Source organism: Novosphingobium ginsenosidimutans, from assembly GCF_007954425.1.
In the GTDB taxonomy this organism is placed as follows: domain Bacteria; phylum Pseudomonadota; class Alphaproteobacteria; order Sphingomonadales; family Sphingomonadaceae; genus Novosphingobium; species Novosphingobium ginsenosidimutans.
On record NZ_CP042345.1, the window covers coordinates 818,128 to 837,858 of the forward strand.

Genomic DNA, 19,731 nt, shown 5'->3' on the forward strand with positions numbered 1-19,731 from the left:
GCTTTGCGCGGCTTTCCTAAGCCAAGCTGGCTCACATGGAAATGCGGAAACCGGCCCAGACGGTGCGCGGCGCGCCAAGGTCGATGCTGCCCGCCTGGTTGCGGGTGATGATCTGCGCGTCGGTCAGGTTCTCGGCCCGCAGCACCAGCAGCAGGTGCTGGGTCAGCGGCACTTCGGCGACTGCATCGAGCGTGGTCGCGGCGGGCAGGCGGTCGGTCTCAAGGTCATCTTCCCACTGCGCGCCGGTGTGGCGCAGGCTGGCGGCGAAGAGCCAGCGTTCGGCCGGTCGCCAGGCGAGGGTCGTGCTGGCGGTCAGGCGCGGGACCTGGGCCGGGCGCTTGCCAGCGAGCGCGGCCGAAGCCCCGCTCGCCTCGACCCGGGCCGAAAGCCAAGAGAGTGCCGCATCAAGGCTGACCGCGCCCAGCTTGGCCGCAAGCGAAGCCTCGATCCCGCGCGAATGGACGGCATCGACATTGCGGCGTTCGCGCAAGTTCGGGCCGATCGTGACATTGGCGATCGCGCCCTTCACCCGGTTGTCGAAGCCGGTCAGGCGCAGCGTCAGGTCGGGCAGCGGGGTCCAGTCCAGCCCGCCCTCGAAGCCCTCCAGACGCTCATTCTCGAGCGCGGCATTGGCGCGGGTGGTGACCGGGAAGACCGTGAAGGGCCGGTAGAGTTCATTGAGCGTCGGCTGGCGCAGCCCGGTATAGGCGGCGGCGCGCAGCGACAGCGCCGGTGCCGCTTCAACCAGCAGCCCGCCGCGCAGGCTTTCCTGCCAGCCGGAGCGGTCGGCAAAGCGGCGGTCGGTGGTGACGGTGCCAGCGGCATTGGCCTCACGGAAGAAGCCTTCCGCCACCGTCCAGCGATCAGCCCGCGCGCTCAGCGTCAGCAGTGCCGGACCAAAGCGCCAGTCATGTTCGGCATAGAGCCCGAGGTCGGAATTGACCCCGCCGGCCTTGCGCCGCGCGGTGACCAGGCCGGTGACAGCGCTATAGGCCTCTTCCTGCATCTCGCCGCGCTGGCGCCGCCAGTCGATCCCCAGCCGCAGCGTCTGTCCGTCGCCCATCGGTGGGCGAAGCTCGAGCTTCGCGCCCAGGCCGGTAGCCGGGGTGCGCCGCTGGTCGAGCGTCTTGCGGAACGAAGTCGCGGAAATGACCACGTTGGAGAAATCGCGCGCCTGGACATAGCCGAGCGCCTCGAACTGCCAGGCCCCCCGGCCGACCAGACGCAGGCTAGCATCCTGCCCGCTCGCCCCGGTATCGGCCCCGGCAAAGCGCAGCGTGCGCTGGTCATCGAACAGCAGCGCGCGGGCCTGAAGCTCAATGTCCGGTGTCAGCGGCGCGGCGGCGCGCAGGCCGGTCGACCATGAATCGAACCGCGCCCGGACCGATGCCGGAACCCGCTGGTTTTGCGGTGTGGTCCAGAACCCCTGCCCCCGGTCCCAGCGGCCCGAAACCACCGCAAAGCCGCTGCCGAGCCGCGGGGCGAGCGATGCGGACAGCTCGCTCTCACCCCGGTCATTGACCAGGGCCGAGGCAGACAGCAGGCCCAGCGTGTCTGGCCCGGCCGAGGTGAGGTCGATGGTCCCCGCCACGGCGCCAGCGGCAAATCCCCCGGCCCCGCCGCCGCGCAGCACGCGGACCGAATCCAGCCGCTCAGGCGGCAGGGCGGCAAGCGGAACGTAGCCGAAGAAGGGATCGACCAGCGGCACGCCATCAAGCAGCACCAGCGTCCGGCTGGAGGCATTGCCGCCGAGCCCGCGCAGGGTGATGCCCTGGGCCGAGGGATTGGAGGAGCGGCTGTCCGAGCGGCGGAACTGCTGGATCCCCGGCGCGCGGCCAAGCAAGTCCTCGATCCGGCCCGAGGCGAGCGTGCGGACGTCCTCCGCCGTCAGAACATCGCCGGCAAAGGCGCGCTGACCAGCCGGGAGGTCCAGCGCCTTGCCGGTGACGATAATCGTTTCAGGATCGGGCGTATCCGCCAGCGCCGGGCCAGCCAGGGCCAGCAGCGCGAGGGCGGAAAAGTGGTGCCGCTTACGTGACTCGAACACGTGACCCCATCATTACGAATGATGTGCTCTACCAACTGAGCTAAAGCGGCGCTGCACCTTGTGGTGTGTGGAGGCCCGAGCCGGAATCGAACCGGCGTAAACGGATTTGCAGTCCGGTGCGTAACCACTCCGCCATCGGGCCATCCATCCCCTTGGGCGAACCCTCCGGGAGCCGCGCCACTAGCCGAGCGGGCCGATCAGTGCAACCGATTCATCGGGCGCACTTTACTGCACCCGCTGGAAGGCCAACCGGCGGGTTGCGGGATCGGCGCTCTCCAGTTTGACCCGCACCCGGTCACCCGGAACCACCTCGCGCGCGGTGGTCCGCGCAACCACCGGCAGGTCGCACAGCTGGATCCGCGCGCCTTGTTCGCCGAGGTCCGTAACAACCGCATCGAACAGTTCGCCTTCGCGGCCCGCCAGGATCGCCGTTTCGGCCAGGTCCACCACCGCGCGCTCGATCTGTCCGGCACGGGCATCGCCGCGCTGCATTGCGGCGGGGAGCAGCGGGAAGGCGGCGGCGATGGCATCAGGCACTGGCCGGCCATTGGCCAGCGCCAGCGCGGCCTCGATCACATAGCGATCAGCCAGCCGCCGCAGCGGGGCCGTGGCATGGGCATAGGGCGCGGCGATCGCGGCGTGCCAGGGCGGATTGCCCGGCGCATAGGGCGCGTAGCTCGCCCCCTGCCCGGCGCGGCGGACCGCCAGCATGAAGGCGGCGTGGCGGGGATCGGCGGGATCGAGCAGCTTTTCGAACTGGGCCAGCGGGGCGGCATCCGGCCAGGTCAGGCCAAAGGCCCGCGCGGTCTGGCGCAGCCGCGCTTCGGCGCGCGGATCGGGCCCGGCCATGACGCGGAACAGCCCCGTCTGATGCTCCAGCAGCAGCTTCGCCACGGCCAGGTTGCAGGCCAGCGAGAGCGCGGCATTGCGCGTTTCGGATGGCAGCAGCGGGCGGAAGCGGAGCGCGAACTTGCCATCGGCGCCGCGCTCGACCTGCTGCTCGGGCGGATCGACCCGGGCCGCCCCGCGCCGCGCCTCGGCCAGCTCGATCCGCTCGGCAATCTCCAGAAAGCCCGGCGGCAAGTCGGCATCGCGCACGCTCTCATAGGCCAGCTTGGCGCGGCTGCGGATCACCGCGCGGGTCACGCGATCGAGCACGGTCTCGCCAGCGGAATCGACCCGGACGGTGAAGACCACGGCGGGGCGCGGACCATCGGGCAGCAGGCTGGCCGCCCCTTCGGCCAAGACCGGTGGATAGAGCCCGGCCTTACCGCCCGGCAGATAGGTTGTGACCCCGCGGGCCCAGGCTTCGGCATCAAGCGGATCGCCCGGCGCGACGAACCAGCCGACATCGGCAATGGCATAGTGCAGCAACCAGTCCGCCCCCGCTGCCTCGATCGCAAAGGCCTGGTCCAGGTCGGTCGATTCCGCCGGATCGAGCGTTACAAACGGCCGCGCGGTCCAGTCGGCATGGTCGCTCGGCGCGCGCCGCGCCGCCGCTTCGGCCGCCGCCAGGACCGGTGCCGGGAAGCTGCCGGGCACCTGGAACTGCGTGCGCAGGGTCGCCAGCCCCTCGGCCAGCAAGCAATCGGGATCACGCAACATCCGCATTCGGTCAGGCTAGCCGGGTTGAGTTGGCAAAGCAAAAGGCCTCCCCGGTTACCCGGAGAGGCCTTCTGACAGTCTGGCTTAACGCGAGCGGCTTAGAACTTGCCGCGCAGCGTCACGCCGAAGGTGCGCGGTTCGCCAGGGAAGCCGACGAACAGCTGGTTGGCAGTCCCAGCCAGACCAGTCGAGGCCGGCGAGGCAACCGCACGGAACGTCCCGCTGCCCTGCAGCGGCATGTCCGCACCGATCATGTAGTACGTCTTGTTGAGCAGGTTCTGCGCCCAGACTTCGATGCCCCACTTGCGATCGGCACCGTAAAGACCGATGCGGCCGTTGACCGTCACGAAGCTGTCCTGGACCTTTTCAAGGTCAAGGTCCGAGCCGGTGTTGGTGTCGCTCTGCAGACGGGTGTCGACATAGAACAGCGCGCTCATGCCGCTGTCACCGATCGGCGGCGACCAGCTGAGGCCCGCAGTCACCGCATACTGCGGCGCGTTCGACACGGCGTTACCCGGCAGCTGGAACAGCACCGGCGAGAGCGGACGACCGCCTGTGCCGACCAGGTCCTTGGCATACTTGGTATCGACATAGGTCAGGCCGGCATTGACCGTGAAGTGACGGGCCGGACGCAGGAAGGCTTCAAGTTCGAAGCCCTTCGAGGTCACACCTGGCTTCAGGCGATCGGCGGCGCAGGAACCGGTCGTGGCCGAACCATCCTTGTCGGCACCGCCCAGGCTGTCCTGGCAGGCCTGGATATTGGTGACTTCGAAGTTCACCCCGTTGAAGGTGTTGAGCTGATAGTTCGAATAGCGCTGGTAGAACGCCGCGAAGTTCACGTCGATCCCGTCGCCATCGTACTTGAAGCCCACTTCGAAGGCGTCAACCTTCTCGCTGGCGAACTGCAGGTCGGTCGCTTCGGGGCGGCCGTTACCCTGGGTGTTGACCGGGCGGGCCAAACGGCCGGCGCAGGCTGCGTCAAACGTGGTATTGCAGACCCGGTCGAGTGCCGAGAAGTCCAGGTTGAAGCCACCCGCCTTGTAGCCCTTTGAGGCCGAGGCATAGACCATCAGGTCATCGAACGGCTTGACGCTGAGCACGGCGGTACCGGTCCACTGACCCTCGCTGAACTCGGTACCCGGGGCACCACGCGCGAACGAAGGCGCCGAACCGTTGATGACGCAGGCCAGCGAGGCCAGCGACTGCAGCGGCGTGTTGAGGATTGCCGGGCACAGCGTGTTGGTAAAGCGGGCATCGGCAGCCAGCGTCTTGCTTTCGTGGGTATAACGCGCGCCCACGGTCAGCTTGACCTTGTCTTCGACGATGTCGAAGGTGTTGTGCGTGAACAGCGCCCAGTTGTTGCTGCGCTGATCAAAGCTGGCGCCATTGTTGCCGGTGCCATTGAGGCGGGCCGAACCGGTTGCCGCCGCCAGGCCCTGGAAGCCCGGGAAGATCGTGGTCGGCAGGTTAGAGCAGGTGGCCGAGGCCGGGTTGACGTTGGCCGCCGAGATTGCCGTCGCCGCCAGGCAGTTGGCGTAACGCTCGTAGTCCGCGCCGTAGACGATGTCGTCATCGACGAAGAGCTTTTCGTTGGCGTAATAGCCGCCAACCAACCAGTCGAGCCGGCCGTCAAGCGCTTCGCCCTGCAGGCGGACTTCCTGAGTGAACAGCTTGAAGTGGCGATCGAGATCGAACCGCTTCAGGATGTCCATCGCCTGGAAATCGCCGTCCTGGCCCTGCTCGTTCAGGTAATCGCGATAGGCTGTGATCGAGGTCAGCGTGGCGCCGCCCAGATCCCAGGTCAGTTCACCCGAGAGGCCCCAGTCCTTGCTGTCGGTGCGATAGGTCACGCCCGGGGTGGTCGACTGGCGGCGGACGAAGGGTTCGTTGGCCGGGGCAACCTGGAAGTTGGCACCAAAGGCCTGGAGCAGCGGGAGCAGCGTGTTGGCGCTGGCAACGGGGAAACCGTCAGTGCCGCGGCTGAGGTTGCGAACCGGGTTCAGCAGCACGCCGCCGCAGCAGTTTTCCGCTTTCTTCGAATAGTCGGCGATCAGGCGCAGCTTGATGTCGTCGGTCGGTTCCCAGGCGATCTGGCCGCGCACCAGCCAGCGGTCGCGGTCGTTGATGTCGGGCTCACCGGGGGTGACGTTCTCGATGAAGCCGTCGCGCTGCTGCCAAACGGCATCGATGCGGGCAGCGGCGGTGCTGCCAAGCGGCACGTTGACCGCGCCATCAAGGCGCCAGAAATTGTAATTGCCATAGGTGGCCGAGGCATTGCCCGAGAACCCGTCCGACAGGCTCGGGCCCTTGGTGACGATGTTGATCAGGCCGGCGGTCGAGTTGCGGCCGAACAGCGTGCCCTGGGGCCCGCGCAGCACTTCGACGCGCTCGATCTCGCCCAGTTCGGACAGGCCGACGCCGGTGCGGCTGCGATAGACGCCGTCGATGAACAGGCCGACCGAGCTTTCAAGGCCGGCGTTCTCGCCCACGGTGCCAATCCCGCGGATCCGCGCGGTGAAGTTCACTTCGCTGGTTGCGCCCGAAACGAGCAGCGAAGGGGCAACCTGGTTGAGCTGGCGCACGTCGGTGGCGCCGGTCTTGGCCAGCGTTTCACCGGTGACGGCCGAAACAGCGATCGGCACGTCCGACAGCGCTTCGCTGCGGCGGGTGGCGGTGACGATGATCTCAGCCTCGTCAACGGCTTCATCGGCCTGCGGGGCGTCCTGGGCAAAAGCCGGGGCAGCCGAGGCAACGATGGCGAGCGATACGCCAAGGGCCGAAGAGCGCAGCAAGGTACGGCCGAACGAGCGGCGGAAAGTTTTCATGAAAATCCACTCCCTGTGAATACGAACGGCAAGGGGGGCGCCGCCCGATGGGGCGCAGATACGCATACCTATGCGGTTTCACAATACGGCCAGATGGCCATTCGTCGAAGGCTGTGGCGCTTTCGCCACAAGCCCGACCTGGGTTCAGGGGTCGACGAATTCGCCTTTGCGCTTCTCCATTTGGCTGCGCACCGCCTCAATCTGGTTGCGGCTGCCGATCAGTGCGGTCTGCTCGACGCTTTCGGCCATCAGGATCTCGTCGGTGGTGCTTTCAAGATAGCGGTTGAACAGCCGCTTGGCAGCGCGCTGGGCATGGGGGTTGCGGTTGGCGATCTCGGCCGCGATCGCTGTGGCGCGGGCGACCGGATTGGCGTCGACAATCGTCGCAAAGCCATATTCGCCAGCCTGTTCACCCGTGAACTCGCGGTTGGTATAGGTCAGTTCGCGCAGCACGTCGTCGCGGACCATGCCCTTCCACAGCGCATAACCGGCCATGTCGGGAACCAAGCCCCACTTCATTTCCATCACCGCCAGCCGCGCATCGGGCGCAACCACCCGGATGTCCGCACCGCTGGCCACCTGCAGGCCGCCGCCGAAGCAGACGCCGTGCACCGCGGCGATCACCGGCACCGGCAGCTTGCGCCACTGCATCGCCACTTGCTGCGGCCGGTTGGCATTGCCGTGGGTCCGCTCCGTCAGCGGCACGGCATCGTGGCGATCGGTCTGCGCCATCGAAGTGAGATCAAGACCGGCGCAGAAACTGCGCCCTTCGCCCGCCAGCACCACCGCGCGCAGGCCAGGCATGGCATAAAGTACCTCGCCCGCTTCAAGCAGCGTGTCGAACATTGCCGGATCGAGCGCATTCATCTTGTCGGCCCGGATCATTCGCACCTGGGCCACGCCATCGGCATCCATCGAAATGCTGACTCGATCGTTGGGCTTCAGCTCGCGCATTGCTCATTGTCCTGCTGGTTGGTCTTGGCCGCTTCCTTGCCCAAACGCAGGTGCGCGTCCAGTCCTCCATTTGCCATTGCCGGATCGTCGGTAAGGTTCAGCGCGGGGCGGAGCATTTCATCGGCCAGGCGATAGCCGCCGTCGGCCCGGGTTTCGATCAGCCCGTCCAGCCCCGCGACCCGCAGCTTAGCGCGCAGGCGACTGACGTGGACCGCCAGACTATTGGTTTCGGGACGGAAGGCCAGCCGCCAGACATCGCTGCGCAGTTCGCTAGGCGGCACGGTCACGCCCGGCTCCTCGGCCAGCCGCCACAGCAGCAGGAACTCGCGCGGGTGGAGCCCCGCCCCGCGCCCGGCCACGAAGGCATCGCGCAGCAAGAGATCAAGCTTGAGCAGCCCCAGTGTGCGTTCGCGCGGCAGCGCGCGCATCGCCGTGTTGATTCGCAAGGCGCGGCTTTCGATCTCTTCCAGATCGGTTGTTCCGCCGATCGCATCGCCAAAGCCAAGCCGCAGCAATCTTGCCCGCTCCCGGGCATCGTCGACCCCGACTGCCAGAACCCGCTGCCGGCGCTTGGCGCTGGCCCCCACCAGCATCACCCAGTCACTCACCACCGCGCGGTGCGGCATGGCGATCAGCGGCGGCGCCTCGGCCTGGGGTGGCTCGATCCCGGGTTCGACGAGGGTCCAGCCCAGCCGGCGCAGATCGCACCCGTCCGGGACCGGACCCGTCGCAAACCATTGGAACTCGAGCAAGAGTTGCTCCCGAAACAAACCCTTCGGGGGCAGACTGACAGCACTGCGACCTGTCCTGCAAGCCCGATCGAAGACCGGACCGCGCTACGCTCAGGCCGCCGAGGAATTGACCCCCATGCTGGCTAGGTAGCGCTTGATGTTGCGCGCGGCCTGACGGAGGCGCTGCTCGTTCTCAACCAGGGCGATGCGGACGAAGCCCTCACCCTCTTCGCCATAACCGACGCCGGGCGCGACCGCGACTTCGGCGTGGGTCAGCAGCTGCTTGGAAAACTCCAGGCTGCCCATGTCCTTCAGCGCCGGCGGCAGCGGGGCCCAGGCGAACATCGAGGCCTTGGGGCTGGGGATTTCCCACCCGGCGCGGCCAAAGCTTTCGACCAGCACGTCGCGGCGCTTCTGGTAAAGGTTGCGGTTCATCTCGACGATGTCCTGCGGACCGTTCAGGGCCGCGCAGGCCGCCGCCTGGATCGGGGTAAAGGCGCCATAATCGAGGTAGCTCTTGACCCGCTTCAGCGCTGCGATCAGGCGCGGATTGCCGACCGCGAAACCGACCCGCCAGCCGGCCATCGAAAAGGTCTTCGACATCGAGGTGAACTCGATCGCGACGTCCTTGGCCCCCGGCACCTGCAGGATCGAAACAGTCGGATTGCCGTCGTAATAGAGCTCAGAATAGGCCAGGTCAGAGATTACCCAGACCTTGTTCTCCTTCGCCCAGGCGACCAGCCGCTCATAGAAAGCGAGATCAACCGTCTCGGCAGTCGGGTTGGACGGATAGTTCACGATCAGGATCGAAGGGCGCGGTACGGTATAGGCCATCGCCCGCTCCAGCGATTCCCAGTAACGCTCATCCGGTGTGGTCGGAACCGAGCGGATCGTAGCCCCGGCGATGATGAAGCCGAAAGTGTGGATCGGGTAGCTGGGGTTAGGGGCCAGCACCACATCGCCCGGCGCGGTGATTGCGGTGGCAAGGCTGGCGAGGCCCTCCTTCGAACCCATGGTCATCACCACTTCGGTCTCGGGATCGACCTCCACGCCAAAGCGGCGGCCATAGTAATTGGCCTGGGCCTTGCGCAGGCCGGGGATACCGGACGAGGCGGAATAGCCGTGGGCATCGGCCTTTTGCGCCACTTCGCACAGCTTGTCGATCACGTGGGCGGGGGGCGGCAGGTCCGGGTTGCCCATGCCAAGATCAATGATGTCCCTACCGGCGGCGCGTGCTGCGGCCCGCATGCCGTTGACTTCGGCGATGACGTAGGGCGGCAGGCGCTTGATGCGGTAGAACTCTTCTTCCATGACCTCGACTTCGTTGAATGCGGCGGAATTGTCGCGAGTTCGTCTGTAAGACGCTTAAGCCCTGCCCGCAATTGGGTTAGGGTGCAAGCAGCCAGCCGGTGAATCGGGAACCCTTCATGCGCGACGACGATCTGACCAACACCTTCGACGCCATGTTCGCCGAACCGCTCAAGCTGTGGGACCAACTGGTGCCAAGCGGTGTCAAGCAGGGCGAACTGGGCGAATGGGCCGCCGCGCTGCAGACCATGCAGGCGCTGTGGCTGGAATTCGCGCAGGATCAGGCCGCCACGCTGGCGGGCAAGGCCCCGGCCATGCTGACCGATCCGGGCAACTGGCTGGGCATCTACGAAGGCTGGGTCCGCGCCCTGCCGCTGACCCGGCCCGAAGTGCAGCAGAAGCTGTGGGCCGATGGCATGGCGCTGTGGCAGACCGTGCTGGGCCAATACGGCATCGACGGCAAGCCTGCGGGCGAGGCGCCGGAGCTGCCGCGCAAGGACCGCCGCTTTGCCGATCCCAAGTGGCGCGAGCAGCCGTTTTTCGCCCTGGTCCACCAAACCTACCTGATGCTGGCCGAACAGGTCCTGGCGCTGGCCGACAGTGTCGAGGGAGTCGATCCGCATCAGCAGGACCAATTGCGCTTCGCCGCCCGCACCCTGGTCGAGGCGCTCAGCCCCGCGCATTTCCCGGTCACCAACCCGCTGGTGCTCGAACGCGCCATTGCCACCAAAGGGCAGAGCCTGGCCAAGGGGATGCAGCACCTGCTGGCCGATCTCAAGAAGGGGCAGCTGACCCACGTCGACCCGCAGGCCTTCCGGCTGGGCGAGAACCTGGCGACCACGCCCGGTAAGGTCGTCTACCAGACCCCGCTGTTCCAGCTGATCCAGTACAGCCCGACCACCGACAAGGTCCTCGAAACGCCGCTGGTGATCTTCCCGCCGTGGATCAACCGGTTCTACATCCTCGACCTCAGCCCGGAGAAAAGCTTCATCCGCTGGGCGGTGGAGCAAGGCGTCACCGTCTTCGTCGTTTCTTGGAAGAGCGCCGACGAGACCATGGTCGACCTGACCTGGGACGATTACATCCGCGCCCAGATCGAGGCGATCGACACCGTGCGCGAGCGGCTGGGGGTCAAGGCCGTCCATACCATCGGCTATTGCGTTGCGGGCACGACCCTGGCGGCGACGCTGGCCGTGCTGGCCCGGCGCGGCGAGGCGGACAAGGTCAAGAGCGCGACCTTTTTCACCGCCCAGGTCGATTTCGAACAGGCGGGCGAGCTCAAGGTCTTCATCGATGACCAGCAGTTGCAGGTGGTCGAAAAGCTGGCCGAGGAGCACGGCTATCTTGACGGGCGCTATATGGCGACAACCTTCAACTTGCTGCGCGGCAACGACCTGATCTGGAACTACGTCGTCAAGAACTACCTGCTGGGCGACGACTATCCGGCCTTCGACCTGCTGCACTGGAACGGCGATGTCACCAACCTGCCGGCCAAGTGGCACCGCCAGTACCTGACCGAGCTCTACCGTGACAACAAGCTGGTCGTGCCCGATGCGCTTTCCGCTGATGGCACCCCGATCGACCTGACCCGGATCCAGACCCCGGCCTATATCCAGGCCGGGCGCGAGGACCATATCGCCCCGGCCGCCAGCGTCTGGCAGATCATGCATCACCTGCGCGGCGAAAGGACTTTCCTACTCGCCGGCTCGGGACATATAGCCGGTGTGGTCAATCCGCCAGCGGCCAAGAAGTACCAGTACTGGACCGGACCGGCCGAGGCCGAAAGCCTGGCCGAATTCATCGCCGGTGCGACTGAAACGCCGGGTTCGTGGTGGCCGCACTGGATCGCATGGCTGCGCGGCCAGGACAGCGCTGAAGTCCCCGCCAAGGGCAAGCGCGTGCCGGGCGAAAAGGGCGACAAGGTGGTCGAAGATGCCCCCGGCAGCTACGTGAAGGCGCGCTAAACCGCCATTTTCGGCGTGATTGCAGTTTTTTGCTGCGCTGCAACATAAAGCTCTTGACTTCGCAGGTGCAATATCTATTTTGTGCACTGCAACATGAGGCTGGAATCGGGTTTCCAGCACCCTGCGAAGGATTAAACCGATGGCCGACGCCACCGTGAACAAGATTGACGAAGCCAAGGCCGAAGTTCTGGCCGAGAAGGCTTATGCCGCCGCTGCTGCGGCCCCTGAAGCGAAGGCTGCTCCGGCCGCCCCCGTGAAGAAGGTTGCCGCTGCGAAGAAGCCGGCTGCCAAGAAGGCCGTCGCCCCGGCTAAGAAGGTCGCGGTGAAGAAGACTGTTGCCCCCAAAACTGTTGCCAAGCCCGCCGCCAAGAAGGTCGCGAAGGCTGCCCCCCTCAAGTCGAAGGACACCACCATCATGGCCAAGACCCAGCAAGCTGCCGAAGACTTCACCGCCAAGGTGAAGGACGCCGTTGCCGATCTTCAGGATCGCGCCAAGACCGCCATGGAAAAGAGCACTGCCGTGTTCGCCGATGCCGGTGAATTCACCAAGGGCAACGTTGAAGCCCTGGTTGAATCGGGCAAGGTCCTGGCCGCTGGCCTGCAGGACCTCGGCAAGGTCTATGTCGAAGACGCCAAGACCGGCTTCGAAACCATGACCGCCGACGTCAAGGAACTCGCCGCCGTCAAGTCGCCGGCTGACTTCTTCAAGCTGCAGGGTGAAATCCTGCGTCGCAACTTCGATACCGCCATGGCGACTGGTTCGAAGCGCTCGGAAGCCCTGGTCAAGCTGGCCAACGAAGCTTTCGCGCCGGTCCAGAACCGCGTCAGCATCGCGATCGAAAAGGTCAAGCAGGCCGCCTGAGCGCGGCCGTTCCTCACGGTGCGGTGATCCCTCTCCCCACCGGACCGTGAGCCGAATTTGACGGGCCGGACAGCCGCTGCGCTGTCTGGCCCGTCTGCTTTTCGGCCAGCCGTTTCAGCTTTTGCGCAATCCTTCGCTTTTTGGTAAGCGCTCGGCCCGCAGAGACTTGTCCTGCCCCACCCACAGTGCGATATTTGTCCGATGGTTCAGCCCATGCCCTTCACCGCTTTTGCCATCCGCGCCGCCGCGGAGGATGGCGATGGTGATGCCGGCGGGCAGAACCAGGTTGGCGTCGCCACCAAAACCCGCGCAAAACCGAAGAAACCCAGCCAGTTCAAGGTGCTGATGCTGAACGACGATTACACGCCGATGGAATTCGTCGTGCTGGTCCTCAAGCGCTTCTTCAGCATGGATCTGGAACAGGCGACTCGGGTAATGCTCCACGTCCACCAAAAGGGCGTCGGTGTTTGCGGGATCTTCACCTACGAAGTGGCGGAAACCAAAGTTAACCAGGTGATGGACTTCGCCCGCCAGAATCAGCACCCGCTGCAGTGCACATTGGAGAAGGCTTGAAGGCCTGATCCTGCGCTAGCCGTCAATTGTCAGTCCGGCCTTGATCCCGGGGCTGAGCTCTCCTTGGCCCAGGGAAACTAAGCCACCGCTGTCCCGAAGAGCCGCCCGATCGCCCAGGTCGCGGCCATCGCCGCCGCCCCCCAGAAGGCCACGCGCAGGACCCCGCGCCCGATTGGTGCCCCGCCCGCCCGCGCGCCCACTGCGCCAAGCAGCATCAGGAACAGCAGGGCGGAGACCGACACACCGATCACCAACTGCGCAAGCGGCAGGACTGTGGCCGCCACCAGCGGCAGGGCGGCACCGACCGCAAAGGTCGCGGCCGATGTCAGCGCCGCCTGGACCGGACGGGCGCGCGTGATCTCGGCAAGGCCCAGTTCGTCGCGGGCATGGGCCCCCAGCGCATCGTGCGCCATCAGCGCGGCTGAGACCTGATCGGCCAGCTCCGCATCAAGGCCGCGACCGCGATAGATCGCCGCCAGTTCCTCGTGCTCGAATTCCGGGTCCTCGGCCAGCTCACGCCGTTCGCGGGCCAGGTCGGCGTTCTCGGTATCGGCCTGGCTTGAGACCGAGACATATTCCCCCGCCGCCATCGACATGGCCCCGGCAACCAGGCCAGCCATGCCGGCAACCAGGATCGGGCCCTTATCAGCGCTGCTGGCGGCGACGCCGACGATCAGGCTGGCGGTCGATACGATCCCGTCGTTCGCGCCGAGCACCGCCGCGCGCAGCCAGCCGATCCGTTCCACCACATGCTTTTCGGGATGGTGTGAAATCATCGACATCGGTGCTGCTCCTGCCTTTTCATAGCGCACCCTGTGCCGGTTTGGCCCGCAAAGCAATTCCCGCTTTCAGCCCCGCCGCGCCCCGGCTATGGAACAGTCCTACCCGGCGGCCCCGATAGGAACCAGGACGCCCAAAAGGATCAGTGCTGGCCGTTTCGTGAAGTCCCTTCCCGCCATTGACCGCTATATCTTCCGGCTCGTGCTGATGCCGATGTGCGGCGTCTTCGTGATCGCCGCCTCGCTGCTCGTGCTCGACAAGATGCTCAAGCTGTTCGATTTCGTGGCGACCGAGGGCGGACCGGTGTCGGTGGTGTTCCGGATGCTGGCCAACCTGCTGCCCGAATATGCCAGCCTGGCGATCCCGCTGGGGCTGCTGCTGGGCATTCTGCTGGCCTTCCGCAAATTGGCGACGACCAGCGAGCTGGACACCATGCGCGCGGTCGGGCTGAGCTATACCCGGCTGCTGCGGGTGCCCTACATGATCACGCTGGTGCTGGCGGCGCTTAATCTGGTGATCGTCAGCTACCTTCAGCCGCTATCGCGCTACTACTACGAACAGCTTCAGTTTGAGCTCCGTTCCGGTGCCCTCGGCGCCTCGATCAAGGTGGGTGAGTTCACCACTTTGCAGGACAAGATGGCTCTCAGGATTGAGCAGAGCAGAGAAGAAGGGCGCCAGCTGATCGGCATCTTCGCCCGTGTAGCCTCACCCAAGGGCCAGATCCTCTCGATCTCGGCCCGCGAGGGGCGGTTCCTCGCCTTGAAGGACAGCCCGGACACGATCATCCTGCGGCTGACCGACGGCCAGATCGTGCAGGACGCGCCCGGCCAGGCGCCGCGCGTGCTGAGCTTCACCCGCCACGACCTGCCGATCGACCTTCCGGCGGTCGAGGAGTTTCGCCAGCGCGGCGGCAAGGAGCGCGAATACTTCCTGCCCGAACTGCTCCGGATCACCTGGAGCGACCGGGCGAGCGAGAAGCTGAAGAACGAAAGCAGCGCCAGCCTGAATTTCCGTCTGGTTGAAGTGGCGATGATGCTGCTGCTGCCGCTGCTCGCGGTGGCGCTGGCGATCCCGCCCAAGCGCTCGACCTCGGCGCTCGGGCTGTTCCTCTCGATCGTGATGGTGGTCGCCTATCACAAGGTGAATGAGTACGGCATGGCGGTTTCCGCGCTGGGCCGGGTTTCGCCGCTGCTGGCGCTGTGGGGGCCGTTCGTGCTGTTTTCGGCGCTGATCCTGTGGATGTACTGGCGGATCGCCTATGTCCCTGGCGGCCAGCCCATCGGCGCGCTCGAACGGCTGGCCGATAACCTTGGCAAGTGGGGTCGCAAGCTGGCGGCGCGGTTCAATCGCAACCGGATCGCAGGGGCCTGATGCAGCTCGAATTCTTCCCCTCGCCCTCGCTGACGCGCTATCTCGCCAAGCTGTTCGTGGTGCGCATCCTGGCAGTGCTGGTCATGCTGGTGCTCGTGCTCCAGACGCTCGACCTCCTGTCCGAAAGCGGCAAGATCCTGGGCGTGCCCGGCAATGGCGAGGCGCAGCTGTGGCAGTATGTCTCGCTACGCATCCCGCAGCTGATCGCGCGGTTCCTGCCCTACTCGGTGCTGCTGGCGACAATCATCACCCTGGCGACACTCAACCAGAACAGCGAGGTCGTGGCGATGAAGGCCGCCGGCCTCTCGGCCCACCAGGTGCTGGCCCCGCTGTTGCTGACTGCGGCGGTGATTTCAGTCATCAGCTTTGCCTTCAACGAGCGGGTGGTGACGCGTTCAACCGCGACGCTCAAGGCCTGGACCGCGGCGGAGTTCCGCCCGATCCCGCCCGATGCCAAGGTTCGCCCCAACGTCTACCTGCCCGACGGGCCGCATATCCTGGCCGCCGGGCAGGTCAGCGGCACGGGCAAGCTGACCCGGATGGACAATGTCACCTGGTATCGCCGCGATGGGGCCGGCATGGTGCTCGAACAGATTCGCGCGCCGCACGCGACCTATGCCAACCCTGGCTGGCGGCTCGACAAGCCGGTCAGCTTCGATGTGGCCGGGACCCGCCGGGTCGAACTGGCGCCGACGGTCGTCGCCCAGGGTATCACGCCGGCGCAGGTCGCGATCAGCAAGGTCGATCCCGATGCTCAGAACGTGATCGAGCTTTACCATTCGATCCAGGCGCTCAAGGCGCAAGGCCGCCGCACCAGCGAGCTGGAGGGCAAGTGGTGGCACAAGTTTTCCGGTCCGCTCGCCGCGCTGCTGATGCCGCTGCTGGGTGCCGTGGCCGCCTTTGGCCTGGCACGCTCAGGTCAGCTACTGATCCGCGCGATCATCGGCATGGCGCTGGGCTTTGCCTATTTCGTGATCGACAATGCCGCGCTCGCCATGGGCAACTTCGGCGGCTACCCGCCGCTTATCGCGGCCTGGGCGCCGTTCCTGCTGTTCGCACTGGTTGGCGAGACCGTGCTGGTCCGGACCGAGGAATAGCGCTTTAGCGCGGCTTCATCGTGCTCTTGGCCAGATAGCCGACCAGCGGCAGCAGCCCCGGATAGTTCGCCTTGGCATAGGTCGATTCCCGGCCAAGCAAGCCGTGCAGGCGCCGGTGCGCCTCGGGCAGCGAATGATAGGGCAGGCTGGGCAGTAGGTGGTGCAGCGCGTGATAGCGCAACCCGACCGGAGCCCACAGCTCGGCCAGCAGGCCCGGCGGCGGGACATTGACGGAATCGAGGTATTGCGCGGTCACCGTCATCGGCTCGCCCTCATTCTGCCAAAGGTGCGCAACCAGCGTGCGGACCTGATTGAGTACCGCCGTGGCCGAGATCACCGCCAGGCCGATCGCCAGCGGCCGCCAGTCTTGCGTTGCCGCATACCAGACCAGGAATAGCGCCCAGACCGAGGCGCCCAGTTCCTGCCAGAAGACCTGGCGCGCAAACTCACCCTCGGCCGGGCGGCGGCGGAATTCGGGGTTGATCGACAGGGCCGAGGCGCGTTCCCACACCAGTCGGCGCAGCGGCGGGATGATCACGCCCAGCGGCACCAGCACCGCCGAGCGGATCAGCAGACCGATCGGCAGCAGCAGCGCCACCAGGATGAACATCGGCAGTGACCACGGCTTCATCAGCGCCAGCGGCAGGTACTCCGGATCCTCGACCGTGCCATAGCGGGTGCGGGCATGGTGCAGGGTATGGACGTTTTCGTACATCAGCGAGGGCATCATCATCGGCACGCCCACCAGCAGGTTCCAGCCGAACCGGAAGCCCGGCAGGGCATCGCGGTGAATGTGGGTCAGCTCGTGAATGAACAGCAGCGCGCGGTAGAAGGCGAGCGCGGAGACCGCCCCGGCCAGCACCGCCTGCCAGGTAACGTCCAGCAGGATCGCGCCGGCCAGCCCGGCATAGCCGATCGCGGCCGAAATCAGCATGTCGGGCCAGTAGATGCTGCCCTTGGCGGCCGAAATGTCGCGCGTCTGCTCAACTGCAGCGCGCAGCATCGCCATGTCATCGGGAATGCCCACGCCCCGGGCGGCGCCCTTGGTGGTATCGGTGATGGCTTCGTAGGCAGTCATGCTGGTTCCGTAATTCACTTGTCCGTGGCCCGCCATGCTTGGCTTACCGGGCCGTGCGCGGCATAGGTGGGGGCCAATGCTATAAAACAAAGGCAAGATCGTGGCCCAGTCGGAAATTGTGATCACAGAAGTCAGCGATAAGGCCGGGCGCGAGGCCTTTGTCGATGTCCAGTACCGGCTCAATGCCGCCGATCCCAATTTCGTGCCGCAGCTGCGGGCTGAGGAGATTGAGCGCTATACCCCCGGCGGCAATCCCTATTTCGAGCATGCGCGTTGCCAGCTGTTCCTGGCCAATCGCGGTGGCCAGGTGGTCGGCCGGATCGCGGCCCATATCGACGAGCTGGCGCTGGCCCAGCCAGCCGAGCAGGGGATGGGGCCCGGCACCGGCATGTGGGGGGCGCTCCAGGCCGAGGACGGCGAAGTGGCAGCGACCCTGATCCACCGGGCCGAACAGTGGCTGCGCGACCAGGGGATGTCCCGCGTGCTGGCACCAATGACCCTTTCGGTCTGGGAAGAGCCGGGCCTGCTGGTCAAGGGCTTCGATCATCCGCCGATGATCATGATGGGCCACAACTCGCCCGAGCAGCAGGGCTGGATCGAAGGCGCCGGCTATGCCCCGGCCAAGAAGCTGGCGACCTTTGACCTCGATATCACCAAGCCCTTCCCGCCGCTGATCCAGCGGATTGTGCAATCGGGTGAGAAGAACGCGCGAATCCGCATCCGCGATGTGGACCTCAAGAACTTCGACCGCGAGGTTGAGATCATCTGCGCGATCCTGAACGATGCCTGGTCGGAAAACTGGGGCTTCGTGCCCTTCACCCCCACCGAAATCGCCTATACCGCCAAGAAGATGAAGCCGCTGGTCAAGCCGGACCTGGTGCGGATCGCCGAGTACGATGGCGAGCCGGTCGCCTTCATGATCACCCTGCCCGATGCCAACCAGATCCAGCTGAAAGCGGTTGGCCGCAACGGCAAGCCGTCAATCCTTGGCTGGATCAAGCTAGGGCTGTGGATGCTGCGGACCAAGCCGGCCGACATGCGCGTGCCGCTGATGGGCGTGGTCAAGCGCCTGCAATCGAGCCGGATGGCCAGCCAGCTGGCCTTCATGATGATCGAGACGATCCGCCAGGCCTCGGTCACCCGCTACCAGGGCAAGCGCGGTGAGATCGGCTGGATCCTGGACGACAACCAGGGGATGAACGCGATTGCCGAGGCGATCGATGCCACCGTGAACAAGGAATACATGGTTTACGGCAAGGGGCTCTAGGCCTCCGCCTCACCCCGCTTGTCAACCGCCGCCGTCACCGCGACGTCGGCGGTAACATTGCCCAGGGTGCGCATGATATCGGGCAGCATCTCGACCGCGACCAGCAGGGCGAGCGGTTCGATCGGCACGCCCATGGCCATGGCGATCGGCCCGACCGAGACCACGAAGCTGAGCGTACCCGGCAGCGAAACCGAGCTGAGCGATACCAGGAAGGCCACCAGCACCCCTGCCCCCAGCGCCCAGGGCGATAGCGGCGTGCCGGTAAGGTAGGCGGCATAGATCGCCACCCCCATGTTCATCGCCGGGCTGGTCCCGCGAAAGATCGCCACGGCCAGCGGCAGGACGAAATCAGCCGTCGATTCGCGCACGCCCAGCTTGCGCGAAGCGGCCAGCATCGCGGGCAGGCTGGCCAGCGAGGACTGGGTCGAGATGGCCACGGCATAGACCGGCAGCATGGCTTTGGCGAAGGCCCCCAGCGGGCGGCGACCAATCACAAGGGCGATGGCCACCGAAGCCAGCAGCACGACCAGCCCGGCTGCGCTGACGATCACGATGTAGTGCGCCAGCCCTCCGATCGCGTCGGCCCCGGTCTTTGCACCGAGCGAAATCGCCAGGCCCAGCACGCCGATCGGGGCGAGCATCAGCACCCAGCCGACGATCACCATCATCGCCATGGCCAGCCCTTCGAAGAAGGTCAGCAGCGAGCGGCGCGGCGCTTCGGCAATGCGGGTGCAGGCGAGTGCGAACAGCGCGGCAAAGATCACCACTGGCAGCATCGCGCCATTGGCAGCGGCGGAGAAGATGTTGCTGGGGACCATCGCTTCAAGGATCTCGGCAAAGCCTGGAACCTTGCCCGGATCAGTTGCCCCGCCGCCACTCAGCGCCGCAACCGCACCGGCCGGGATCGGAAACAGTTCAAGCAGCAGCGGGACCAGAACGGCCGACATGGTGCCCGCGAACAGCAGCACGGCGACGAACATCAGCACCGCACGCCGCGCCAATCGGCCGCCACCAGCTGCGGCCAAGGTCTGCGAAATACCCGTCACCACCAGCCCGATCACCAGCGGCAGGATCGTGAGTTGCAGCAGCTTGAGCCAGAGGCTGCCCAGTTCCCCGGCCGCAGCCTCAATCGGCGCGAACCCGGTCTGTCCGCGAAACACCGTGCCGATCACAAAGCCCAGCAGCAGCGCCAGAAAGGTCAGCAGCGCAGGTACCTTGATCTCGGGAAAGCCGCTCGCGCTGGACTGGTGCTGCATTCTGGGGCTCCCC

At 65.9% G+C, this 19,731-nt stretch carries 15 protein-coding genes and 2 tRNA genes; 6 read left to right on the forward strand and 11 right to left on the reverse strand.

Translation table 11 applies throughout. The annotated features are described in order from the left end of the window. Window positions 1–31 precede the first annotated feature (31 nt). The 8 genes from FRF71_RS04105 to FRF71_RS04140 form a co-directional block, all read right to left on the reverse strand. Window positions 32–2,047, reverse strand: a complete 2,016-nt coding sequence (locus tag FRF71_RS04105; RefSeq protein WP_147089365.1) for a TonB-dependent receptor — start codon at window positions 2,045–2,047, stop codon at window positions 32–34. Then, window positions 2,022–2,097: transfer RNA gene (locus tag FRF71_RS04110), tRNA-Thr, on the reverse strand. The genes FRF71_RS04105 and FRF71_RS04110 overlap by 26 nt, the downstream gene beginning before the upstream one ends. Window positions 2,098–2,115: 18 nt before the next feature. Then, a tRNA-Cys gene (locus FRF71_RS04115) sits at window positions 2,116–2,189 on the reverse strand. 83 nt (window positions 2,190–2,272) lie between these two features. Continuing rightward, on the reverse strand, window positions 2,273–3,652 hold the full coding sequence (locus FRF71_RS04120) for an RNB domain-containing ribonuclease (RefSeq protein ID WP_238339414.1): 1,380 nt from the start codon (window positions 3,650–3,652) through the stop codon (window positions 2,273–2,275). Window positions 3,653–3,750: 98 nt separating this feature from the next. After that, window positions 3,751–6,477 (reverse strand): TonB-dependent receptor, encoded by a 2,727-nt coding sequence (locus FRF71_RS04125; protein ID WP_147089367.1) that lies wholly within the window; start codon window positions 6,475–6,477, stop codon window positions 3,751–3,753. Between the two features lie 144 nt (window positions 6,478–6,621). Beyond that, on the reverse strand, window positions 6,622–7,431 hold the full coding sequence (locus FRF71_RS04130) for a crotonase/enoyl-CoA hydratase family protein (RefSeq protein ID WP_147089368.1): 810 nt from the start codon (window positions 7,429–7,431) through the stop codon (window positions 6,622–6,624). Next, window positions 7,419–8,183 (reverse strand): helix-turn-helix domain-containing protein, encoded by a 765-nt coding sequence (locus tag FRF71_RS15590; protein WP_238339416.1) that lies wholly within the window; start codon window positions 8,181–8,183, stop codon window positions 7,419–7,421. Before FRF71_RS15590 ends, FRF71_RS04130 begins: the two co-directional genes overlap by 13 nt. 90 nt (window positions 8,184–8,273) lie before the next feature. Beyond that, window positions 8,274–9,473, reverse strand: a complete 1,200-nt coding sequence (locus FRF71_RS04140) for an LL-diaminopimelate aminotransferase (RefSeq protein ID WP_147089369.1) — start codon at window positions 9,471–9,473, stop codon at window positions 8,274–8,276. 116 nt (window positions 9,474–9,589) lie between these two features. Here FRF71_RS04140 and FRF71_RS04145 point away from each other — a divergent pair, with 116 nt between their 5' ends. From FRF71_RS04145 to clpS, 3 genes are all read left to right on the forward strand, one after another. Further along, window positions 9,590–11,434 carry a PHA/PHB synthase family protein gene (locus tag FRF71_RS04145; RefSeq protein WP_147089370.1) on the forward strand — a complete coding sequence of 615 codons (1,845 nt, stop codon included), beginning with the start codon at window positions 9,590–9,592 and terminating at the stop codon, window positions 11,432–11,434. A gap of 139 nt (window positions 11,435–11,573) precedes the next feature. Next, window positions 11,574–12,296 (forward strand): phasin family protein, encoded by a 723-nt coding sequence (locus FRF71_RS04150; RefSeq protein WP_147089371.1) that lies wholly within the window; start codon window positions 11,574–11,576, stop codon window positions 12,294–12,296. Window positions 12,297–12,509: 213 nt separating this feature from the next. After that, window positions 12,510–12,869 (forward strand): ATP-dependent Clp protease adapter ClpS, encoded by a 360-nt coding sequence (clpS, locus tag FRF71_RS04155; protein ID WP_238339418.1) that lies wholly within the window; start codon window positions 12,510–12,512, stop codon window positions 12,867–12,869. A 77-nt stretch (window positions 12,870–12,946) separates the two neighbouring features. On the opposite strand, the gene FRF71_RS04160 is transcribed toward clpS, so the two are convergent. Beyond that, window positions 12,947–13,651, reverse strand: a complete 705-nt coding sequence (locus FRF71_RS04160) for a VIT1/CCC1 transporter family protein (RefSeq protein WP_202878094.1) — start codon at window positions 13,649–13,651, stop codon at window positions 12,947–12,949. A 157-nt stretch (window positions 13,652–13,808) separates the two neighbouring features. On the opposite strand from FRF71_RS04160, the gene FRF71_RS04165 reads away from it, so the two are divergent. Together FRF71_RS04165 and lptG are read left to right on the forward strand one after the other, a co-directional pair. Further along, window positions 13,809–15,020 (forward strand): LptF/LptG family permease, encoded by a 1,212-nt coding sequence (locus tag FRF71_RS04165; protein ID WP_147089372.1) that lies wholly within the window; start codon window positions 13,809–13,811, stop codon window positions 15,018–15,020. Further along, window positions 15,020–16,117, forward strand: coding sequence for an LPS export ABC transporter permease LptG (gene lptG, locus FRF71_RS04170; RefSeq protein WP_147089373.1), 1,098 nt, complete (start codon window positions 15,020–15,022; stop codon window positions 16,115–16,117). The genes FRF71_RS04165 and lptG overlap by 1 nt, the downstream gene beginning before the upstream one ends. Window positions 16,118–16,121: 4 nt before the next feature. Here lptG and FRF71_RS04175 read toward each other — a convergent pair whose 3' ends face one another. Continuing rightward, window positions 16,122–17,195 carry a fatty acid desaturase family protein gene (locus FRF71_RS04175; RefSeq protein WP_147089374.1) on the reverse strand — a complete coding sequence of 358 codons (1,074 nt, stop codon included), beginning with the start codon at window positions 17,193–17,195 and terminating at the stop codon, window positions 16,122–16,124. A 100-nt stretch (window positions 17,196–17,295) separates the two neighbouring features. On the opposite strand from FRF71_RS04175, the gene FRF71_RS04180 reads away from it, so the two are divergent. Continuing rightward, window positions 17,296–18,462 (forward strand): N-acetyltransferase, encoded by a 1,167-nt coding sequence (locus FRF71_RS04180; protein WP_147089375.1) that lies wholly within the window; start codon window positions 17,296–17,298, stop codon window positions 18,460–18,462. Here the strand turns inward: FRF71_RS04180 and FRF71_RS04185 are convergent. Continuing rightward, window positions 18,459–19,718, reverse strand: a complete 1,260-nt coding sequence (locus FRF71_RS04185; RefSeq protein ID WP_147089376.1) for a dicarboxylate/amino acid:cation symporter — start codon at window positions 19,716–19,718, stop codon at window positions 18,459–18,461. The two genes, FRF71_RS04180 and FRF71_RS04185, sit on opposite strands and share 4 nt — an antisense overlap. Between the last annotated feature and the right edge of the window lie 13 nt (window positions 19,719–19,731).